The organism is Streptomyces sp. SID14478, assembly GCF_010548525.1.
GTDB lineage: Bacteria > Actinomycetota > Actinomycetes > Streptomycetales > Streptomycetaceae > Streptomyces.
In genome coordinates this window covers 1-8331 of the sequence record NZ_JAAGMG010000265.1, presented here as the reverse complement: position 1 = coordinate 8331, position 8331 = coordinate 1, and the positions used below count along the sequence as shown (strand labels likewise).

The window sequence follows — 8331 nt, the reverse complement described above, 5'->3', positions numbered from 1 at the left end:
TGAACGCCGCGACCAGCAGGGCGAGCGCGGCCACCAGACCGACCGCGTACCAGCGTCTGCGCTGCCGCGGCGGGTGGTGCGTACGCCAGCCGGGCGGCGGCGCGGCCTCCTCGCGCAGGCGCCGCGTCACCATGCGGGCGCGCGCCGACGGCTCCTTCGGGGCTTCCCGCACACCCTCCGCGGACTCCCGCTGGAAACGCTCCCACTCGTCGTCCGATATGGCCGACTCGTCCCGGTCCCCACCCGCATTCACGCTGAACCCCCTGTTGGCGCCTGCTTGTTGGCGCGGCGCCCACCCCTCCCCAGGGTCGCGCGCCGCCGGAGCATGATGCCATACGGCTCCCGCACCTGACCTGGCCGTCTCGGAGGATCGGGCGCTCCCGGCGGACGCGCCCGACCCTCCGGACGGGCGACTACGTGCGCGCGGTCACGGCGATGTCCGCTGCCGTGGGCGGAGCCGAGGTCGGCGATGCGGTGTCCGTTCGCTTGGACGAGGTGAAAAGGCGACAGGGTTCACCGGGGGCCGGGCGTGACGGCGCCGCGCAAGTCGGCCAGCGAGCGCCTCTGCTGTCCGTCCTCGCGGAAGTTCTCCGGCGCCAGCCAGGCCCGGAACGCCTCGCGGAGCGCGGGCCATTCGCCGTCGACGACGGAGTACCAGGCGGTGTCGCGGCTGCGGCCCTTGTAGACGACCGCCTGACGGAACACGCCCTCGAAGGTGAGACCGAGCCGCGCGGCCGCCTTGCGCGACGGCGCGTTGAGGGAGTCGCACTTCCACTCGTAGCGCCGGTAGCCGAGCTTGTCGAAGGCGTAGGCCATCAACAGGTACTGCGCCTCCGTCGAGATCGGCGTGCGCTGCAGCAAGGGGGAGAACATGACGTTGCCGACCTCGACGACGCCGTTGGCCGGGTCGTGCCGCATCAGCGCCATGGTGCCGACGGCCCTGCCGGTCGCCCGGTCGATGACCGCGTAGTGCAGCGGATCGGCGCTGCGCGCCGCGCCCTCGGCCCACCGGCGGTAGTCCTCGGCCCGCTCGAACGGCCCGACGGGCAGGTACGTCCAGTTCCGCCCGTCGGGCGCGGCCGCGAACGCCGCGTACAGGTCGGCCGCGTGACGGTCGGCGTCGAGGGGCTCGACCCGGCAGTACCGGCCCTCCAGGCCGATCCTGTCGGGCGCCGGACGGGGCGACCAGTGCGCAAGGGGCTCCCCGATGGGCTGGTCGTATGCGTTGAGGCGAGGTGTCACCGGTTCTCCAAGGCGGTCGGTCCTGGCTCGCCACGTTACGGCCCGGGGGCCGCGTGCGCGGTCACGGCCGGCCCCGGCCCGGGCATGTCCTCGCAGTTCACGCCGTAGTCGCGGGGGCGGCAGGCGGAAGGTCAGGATCTGTTGAGGCCGAGGGAGGCCTCGCCGCTGAGCATCAGGGTGATCTCGTCGTGGGCGCCGTCGGATGCCGACGCGTCCCAGGCCACGGCGGTCGGGGCGCACCCCGCGGTGGAAGCCTCGGACAGTCTGGCCGGCGGCCCGAAACGCAGAGAGCTCTTCTTCGCGCTGAGCAGCGGAACCTCTCCCTCGCAGACCGCGCCCTGGGGCCCCTTGGTCAGCTTGAAAACGGCGGCGACCGAGCCTGACCTGCCTTGATAGATATTGATAGTGGCGTGCTCAAAAGTCTTTTCACGAAAGGAGGGCTGGTCGTAGTCCACGGACGTCCAGGCTCCGAGGAACCTCGCGTCCACCGGCTCGCTGCCCCCTGATGCCCGTACCCACTCCGTCGCGTCCCGGCCAGGGTGCGACGCACCGCTCTCACGTCGCAGAGTGCCGTTCTTCTGGGTGGTGAAAGCCTGGCGCTCCTCGATGGGGCACTGCTTCGTGGAGGTGCCCGCCGGTGTCGTGCTGGTGATCTTTTCGGAGCCCAGCACGAGGCGGCCGGCGCTCCGCTCGATCACCTCTGCTCGTCCCTGGCACAGAACGCTGCCTCGTTCGTCGGTGAAGAGGATCCGGGCCGGATCCCCGCCCGGCTTGCTGTCCTCGCTGATCTCGATGCGCCCGAACGTCCCGCCCAACCCAGGTGTGTCCCGCTCCCACGCACCCGTGAAGGAGACGCGCGGCTTGCCCGAGGGAGGGGCGGAGGGCTGCTTCGCGGAGCTTGTGCCGCCTGGCTGTTCCAGCAGTCCCCACAGCGGAACCAGTGCAGCGCCCAGCGCCAGAACCAGGGCCCCGCCGAGCAGTATCCGTCCGCGCGGACCGCTCAAGAGCCGTCGGGGCGTCACCGGTGTTGCGGGCGGGTTCGCGAACGGGACGGTCGGGACCGTCTCGACGCCTTCACCGCCTGCACCTCCCGGTTCCGATACCGATACGGGTACCGGTTCCGATACCGGTACAGGTTCCGGGACCGGTACAGGTTCCGGAACCAATACCGATACCGATATCGGCCCGGAGGGCGGGAGACCTTCTGGCTCCGGCCCGACGGCCTCGCCCGGCGCGACGTCGCCTTCCTGCCCGCCCGGCGCTCCCTCACGATGCGGTGGCGACACATCAGGCGGTCCATCAAGGTTCAGCAGATGGCTGGCCTCACGTCCGAGTTGGGCGAGGAGCGTTGCCGGAAGCCACGGGTCCGCGGCGTCGCCCCTGGCCGCGATGGCATCGATCAGGGCTGCCACGCCGGGGCGCTCCGCGGGCTCCTTGGCCAGACACGGCTCCACAAGGTCGCGTACCGCGCTCGGGACCCCGGCCCAGTCGGGCTCCTCCTCCGCCACCCGGAACATCAGGGCGTGCGGGCCCGCTTCCGGGGCGCCGAAAGGGGAACGGCCCGTGGCCGCGTACACGAGGACGGAGCCCATACAGAAGACATCGGAGACGGGCGTGAGCCGCTGACCCCGCGCCTGCTCGGGCGACATGAATCCCGGCGATCCGATCACGGCCCCGGTGCGGGTCAGAGCCTGGCCGGTGACCGGCACGATCGCCCGGGCGATGCCGAAGTCGATCACGCGCGGACCGTCCACGGTGACGAGGACGTTGGACGGCTTGAGGTCGCGGTGGATGAGACCCGCTCCGTGGATGTCCTTCAGGGCGCAGGCCAGGCCGTGGGCGAGAGCGAACAGCGATGCCTCGGGCAGCGGCCCGTACCGCTTTCTGACGACGGTGTGAAGGTCCGGCCCGGGTACGTAGCCCGTGGCCACCCACGGCACGGCGGCCTCCGTGTCGGCGTCGATGACAGGCGCGGTCCAGTCCCCGCCGACCTTGCGGGCAGCGGCGACCTCCCGCGTGAACCTGTGGCGGAACTGCTCCTCCTGGGCATGCTCCGCCCGGACGACTTTCACGGCCACGGTCCGCCCGCTGCGAGAACGTCCCAGATAGACGCACCCCATGCCCCCTTCGCCCAGCCGACCGAGAAGGCGGTAGCTCCCCACGAGCGGCGGATCTCCAGGCACGAGTGGCAGCACGCTTCCCCCAGGTGACGAGCTTGCGCGAGCAGAGAGAAACGTTACCAACGTGACCGTACGCAGCAGGAGTTGCCGCCGCCATGACGGTCGCTCCGCGCGGGCCGTCGTGCCCTGGGTCTTCGCGCGCAAGCCGCGCAAGCCGCGCAAGCCGCGCAAGCCGCGCACGCGGCGCAGGTGGGGGCAGATCTTTCTCTAGAGCCAGTCCCGCCGCTTGAACACGAAGTACAGGCTCACGCACACGACCCCCATCAGCCCGATCGCGAACGGATACCCGAACCCCCACCCCAGCTCCGGCATGTTCTCGAAGTTCATCCCGTAGATCGTCCCCACCAACGTGGGAGCGAACAGAATCGCCGCCCACGACGAGATCTTCTTGATCTCCTCGTTCTGTTCGAACCCCGCCTCCGCCAGCGCCCGCATCTCCGCGTTCTGCTGCTGTGTCACCAGGGTCGAGTTCACCGTGAGGATGTCCGTGAGGGCCTGGCGGAAGCCGTCCACGCGTTCGCTGGTGTGGGTGACGTGGTCGGCGACGTCGCGCAGGTAGCTCTGGAGTTCCTCGTCCGTGCCGTACTTGGCGAAGCCCGCCATCAGGGCGTGCAGCATGCCGACCAGGGGGCGGGTCGCGCGCTGGAACTCGACCATTTCGCGGGAGAGCTCGTAGATGCGGCGGGAGACCTCGGGGGCGCCGGAGAAGACCTCCGTCTCGATCTCGTCGATGTCGTTCTGGACGCCGTCGACGACCGGCGCGTAACCGTCGACGACCGCGTCCAGGATGGCGTAGAGGATCGCCTCCGGGCCCAGGCCGAGGAGCTCGGGGCTCGCCTCCATGCGGCGGCGCACCGCCGACAGGTCGGGGGCCGCGCCGTGCCGGACCGTGATGACGAAGTCCGCGCCCACGAAGACGTGCAGCTCGCCGAAGTCGACCTCCTCGGACGCGTCCAGGTAGCGCGCGGCGCGCAGGACGACGAAGAGGGTCTCGCCGTAGCGCTCCAGCTTCGGGCGCTGGTGGGCCTCCAGGGCGTCCTCGACCGCCAGCTCGTGGAGGTCGAACTCAGCGGCCAGTGACTTCAGTTCGGCCTCCGTCGGGCGGGCGAGCCCGATCCAGGCCACGGTGCGGGGGTGCTCGTGCAGTTGCCGGTACGTGTCCGTGAGCGTCTCGGGGGCTGCCACGCGCACCCCGTCCCGGTACAGGGCCGTGTGCACGACGCTGTCCACGGGTTCCTGCGGGGGCGCCGCGTCTGCGGCGGGTTCCGCGGGCGGTTCCTGCGACGGCCTCGGGGTCGTGCCCCGGCGCCAGGTGTAACGGTGCGCACCGCCGTGCTGGTCCCGGCCCTCTCGCTCCTGCCGTCGCGGCATCGCCGCCTCCTCTCGCCGTCGGTCCCGGGCAGCGTAACCAGCGAAGCCGGCCCGGCCGCGCAGCGGCATCTAGGACAGCATCAGGCCTCGATGCCCGCTACCTTCCCCGTATGACGACGAAGACGATGACCGCCCGGGCGCTGGGCCGTGCCACCCTCGCGCGCCAACTCCTGTTGCAGCGAAGCCCGATGGGCGTCGAGGAGGCCGTCGCGCATCTCGTCGGACTGCAGGCGCAGGAGGTCCGGCCGCCGTACGTGACGCTCGCCGCCCGCCTGGCCGGCTTCACGCCGGCGGCGCTCTCCACGGCGTTGGAGGAACGGCGCCTGGCCCGCCTCGTCACCATGCGCTCCACGATCCATCTGCACACCGCCGAGGACTGCATGACGCTGCGTCCGCTCGTGCAGCCGGCCCGGGACCGGGAACTGCACATGTTCCGCAAGGGCCTCGTCGGCGTGGACCTGCCGAGGCTGTGCACCCTGACCCGGGAGTACGTCGAGGAGGAGCCGCGCACGCCGAAGCAGTTGCGCGAGCTGCTCCTCGACGAGTGGCCGGACGCCGACCCGCAGGCCCTGTCGATCGCCGCCCGCTGCTCCCTGCCGCTCATCCAGGTCACCCCGCGCGGGCTGTGGCGGCGCAGCGGCGGCGTACGTCTCACCACCGCCGAACACTGGCTGGGACTGCCGTCCCCCGCGGGAGGCGAAGCGCCGACGGCCGACGCGACCGTGCTGCGCTACCTCGGCGCCTTCGGCCCCGCCTCCGTGAAGGACTTCCAGCAGTGGGCCGGGCTGACCCGCACCAAGGACGCCTTCGAGCGGCTGCGGCCGCAGCTCGTGACCTTCCGCGACGAGCACGGCGTCGAGCTGTTCGACCTGCCCGGCGCGCCGCGCCCCGACGAGGACGTCCCGGCGCCGCCGCGCCTCCTGGCCGGGTTCGACAACCTGCTCCTGTCGCACGCCGACCGCACCCGGGTCGTCCGAGACGCCGACCGGGGCCACACCTGGCAGGGGAACATCGCCTTCCCCACGTTCCTCGTCGACGGCATGGTCGGCGGGCTGTGGACCCTGAAGGAGGGCAAGCCCGACAGCGGGGAGGGCAGTTCCCTCACCCTGGAACCCTTCGGGGAGCTCACGCGGGCCCGGCGCGAGGAGCTCGTCGCCGAGGCCGCGCGCACCGCCGCCGTCCTGGAGGCGCCCGACCCTGTCGCCGTGGACTTCGGCGCCGTACGAAAGAGGGTGTGAGGAAAGGAGAAGGAGGGGGAGGTGGGCGGTCGCGATCGTGCGCGTGTCAGTCCGCGCGGCCCGTCGCCGCCACCGTCACCCCCAGGCCTATCAGCGCGAAGCCACCCGTCCCGCCGATCAGCGAGAGCCGCCGGTCCGAGCGGGCGAACCAGGAGCGGGCCGCCGACGCCGTCAGCCCCCACAGGGTGTCCGTGACCAGGCCGATGCTGATCGGCACCAGGCCCAACAGGAGCATCTGCGCGGGCAGTCGGCCCGCCTCGTGGTTGACGAACTGCGGCAGCACCGCCGCGAAGAACACGATGCCCTTCGGGTTCGTCACCCCCACCAGCACGCCGTCCAGCACGGTGCGCAGATCGCCGCGCGCCGGGCCCGCGGGGCCGCTGATGACCGACGCCTTCAACGTGTGCCGGTGCCGGAACGCCTGGATTCCCAGGTAGACGAGATAGGCCGCGCCCGCCAGCTTCACCGCCACGAACAGCTCCGCCGAGCGCGCCACCAGCGAGCCGATGCCCAGCGCGACCGCCACCACCAGCAGGTAGGAGCCCACGACATTGCCGAGCGCCGTCGCCACTGCCGTACGCCGGCCGTGCGCGAGCGCCCGGCCGATGACGAACAGCACGCTCGGCCCCGGAATCACGATCACCAGCAACGACATCACCGCGAACGCCACGAACCGGTCCGTCGAGACCATGTGCCTCACCCCCGCACACCATTGAAGACCATCCCACTGACATCGGGACCGGATCGCCGCTCTAGGGTCACGGCATGGAACTGCGCCAGCTCTCGTACTTCGTGGCCGTCGCCGAGGAACTGCACTTCGGGCGGGCCGCCGAGAAGCTGCACATCGTCCAGTCGGCGGTGAGCCAGCAGATCCGCCGGCTCGAACGGGACCTGGGCCGCGACCTGTTCGACCGTTCGCCCCGGCACGTCCGTCTCACCGGCGCGGGCGAGCGGCTGCTCCCCGAGGCGCGGGCCGTGCTCGTCGCCGCCGAGCGGGCCAGGGCGGCGGTGGCGCGCCGCACCGTACTGCGCCTGGGCACCAGCACCGGGCTCGGCGAACACCTCGACCGGGTGCTCGGCGCCTTCGCGGACCTCGCCCCGCACCTCGGGGTCGAGCTGGTGTCGGCGCCGACGCAGGAACGGCTGCGGGAGGTCCAGGAAGGGCGTCTCGACGCGGCGTTCCTGCGGGCCGGGGCCGACGGGCCGGAACTGGCGCCCGGGCTGCGGGCGGTACCGGTGTGGCAGGAACCGCTGCTCGCGGCGCTCCCGGCGAGGCACCCGCTCGCCGCGGCCCCGGACGTCGCCGTCGCGGACCTCGCCGAGCTGCCGTTGGGCCTCACGGACCGGCGCAACCACCCCGCTCTCGTCGACCTCGTCGTCGGGGCGTGCCACGACGCCGGATTCGAGCCGCGGCCCGCTCCCTGCGGCGGCACGCTCCAGGACACGCTCGCCACCATCGGCGCGGGGGCCAACCCGATGTGGACGGTCGTGTACGCCTCGCACGCGCGCGTGGTGCACAGCTCCCGGGTCGCCTTCGTGCCGTTCCGGGCACCGGGGCTCGCGTTGACCACCGTCCTCGTGACCCGGTCGGAGGCCGCGGACGAGGACCTCACGGCGTTCCGCAAGGCCTGTCTGAACGGCGCCGATCACGATCACTGATCGCTGCGCTCACGAACTGCTTCTTGGCCGAAGGCCGCCGCCGCGATGAACTGATGTCGCAACCAAGGAACCGAAGCGGCGGCCCCCGAAGGGGGCCTGAGCAAGCCCCAAAAGGGGCTTCTGGCAAGGGAGTTCAGTCATGCCGATCGTCACCATCCAGCAGGGCCCCCGCGACGTCGAGCTCAAGCGCGACCTCGTCAAGCGCGTCACCGACGCCTTCGTGGACGCGTACAAGATCCCGGCCGAGACCGTCAGCGTGTGGATCCACGAGGTTCCCGCGGACAGCTGGGGCCAGGCCGGGAAGCTGACCGCCGACAAGTAGCCGGAAGCCGGGCGGGGCGGCTACGGCAGCAGCCCCGCCCGCCGCGCCGCCACCACGGCCTCGCCGCGCGTGTGCGTGCCCAGCTTCCGCATCGCCGCACGCAGATAGCCCTTGACCGTCTCCGGACGCAGACCGAGCCGCTCGGCCGCCACCGCGTTCGTCGCGCCCGCCGCCACGCACGCGAGGACGTCCACCTCGCGCCGCGAGGAGTTCGGCCCGCAGCGCCGGATCAAGGATCCTCGGGGCGAGCTCGCGCAGCGCCCCGTGCGCCTCCCGGACCTCTTCCCACGCCCCGGCGCCCCGGTCGGCCGGGGCGCTC

Annotated in this window: 7 protein-coding genes and 2 pseudogenes; 3 read left to right on the top strand and 6 right to left on the bottom strand. The window is 71.9% G+C overall.

Going from position 1 to position 8331, the window contains the following annotated elements; translation table 11 throughout:
- The 4 genes and pseudogenes from G3I40_RS09345 to G3I40_RS09330 all read right to left on the bottom strand — a co-directional run.
- Positions 1–253 (bottom strand): annotated as a pseudogene (locus tag G3I40_RS09345) (hypothetical protein); the annotation flags it as partial.
- 260 nt (positions 254–513) lie between these two features.
- Positions 514–1242, bottom strand: coding sequence for a GNAT family protein (locus G3I40_RS09340; RefSeq protein WP_164301692.1), 729 nt, complete (start codon positions 1240–1242; stop codon positions 514–516).
- Between the two features lie 131 nt (positions 1243–1373).
- Positions 1374–3437 (bottom strand): serine/threonine protein kinase, encoded by a 2064-nt coding sequence (locus tag G3I40_RS09335; RefSeq protein WP_164301693.1) that lies wholly within the window; start codon positions 3435–3437, stop codon positions 1374–1376.
- 192 nt (positions 3438–3629) lie between these two features.
- A complete protein-coding gene (locus G3I40_RS09330; RefSeq protein WP_164301691.1) occupies positions 3630–4793 on the bottom strand; it encodes a magnesium and cobalt transport protein CorA in 1164 nt (387 codons plus the stop codon).
- A gap of 110 nt (positions 4794–4903) precedes the next feature.
- Between G3I40_RS09330 and G3I40_RS09325 the strand changes: the two genes are divergently transcribed.
- The gene (locus G3I40_RS09325) at positions 4904–6031 is read left to right on the top strand and encodes a winged helix DNA-binding domain-containing protein (protein ID WP_164301690.1); all 1128 of its coding nucleotides are present in this window, start codon (positions 4904–4906) and stop codon (positions 6029–6031) included.
- A gap of 46 nt (positions 6032–6077) precedes the next feature.
- Here the strand turns inward: G3I40_RS09325 and G3I40_RS09320 are convergent, their stop codons facing one another.
- On the bottom strand, positions 6078–6722 hold the full coding sequence (locus G3I40_RS09320; RefSeq protein WP_164301689.1) for a LysE family translocator: 645 nt from the start codon (positions 6720–6722) through the stop codon (positions 6078–6080).
- A gap of 74 nt (positions 6723–6796) precedes the next feature.
- On the opposite strand from G3I40_RS09320, the gene G3I40_RS09315 reads away from it, so the two are divergent.
- Together G3I40_RS09315 and dmpI are read left to right on the top strand one after the other, a co-directional pair.
- Complete coding sequence (locus tag G3I40_RS09315) at positions 6797–7690, top strand: LysR family transcriptional regulator (RefSeq protein ID WP_164301688.1); 894 nt, start codon at positions 6797–6799, stop codon at positions 7688–7690.
- 139 nt (positions 7691–7829) lie between these two features.
- A complete protein-coding gene (gene dmpI, locus G3I40_RS09310) occupies positions 7830–8012 on the top strand; it encodes a 4-oxalocrotonate tautomerase DmpI (RefSeq protein ID WP_164301687.1) in 183 nt (60 codons plus the stop codon).
- 20 nt (positions 8013–8032) lie between these two features.
- Here dmpI and G3I40_RS09305 read toward each other — a convergent pair.
- A pseudogene (locus tag G3I40_RS09305) lies at positions 8033–8331 on the bottom strand (LuxR C-terminal-related transcriptional regulator); the annotation flags it as partial.

Coding starts and splice junctions, on each gene's coding strand:
- G3I40_RS09330 (WP_164301691.1), bottom strand. CDS start 4,793: ATGCCGCGACGGCAGGAGCGAGAGGGCCGGGACCAGCACGGCGGTGCG.
- G3I40_RS09315 (WP_164301688.1), top strand. CDS start 6,797: ATGGAACTGCGCCAGCTCTCGTACTTCGTGGCCGTCGCCGAGGAACTG.
- G3I40_RS09320 (WP_164301689.1), bottom strand. CDS start 6,722: ATGGTCTCGACGGACCGGTTCGTGGCGTTCGCGGTGATGTCGTTGCTG.
- dmpI (WP_164301687.1), top strand. CDS start 7,830: ATGCCGATCGTCACCATCCAGCAGGGCCCCCGCGACGTCGAGCTCAAG.
- G3I40_RS09325 (WP_164301690.1), top strand. CDS start 4,904: ATGACGACGAAGACGATGACCGCCCGGGCGCTGGGCCGTGCCACCCTC.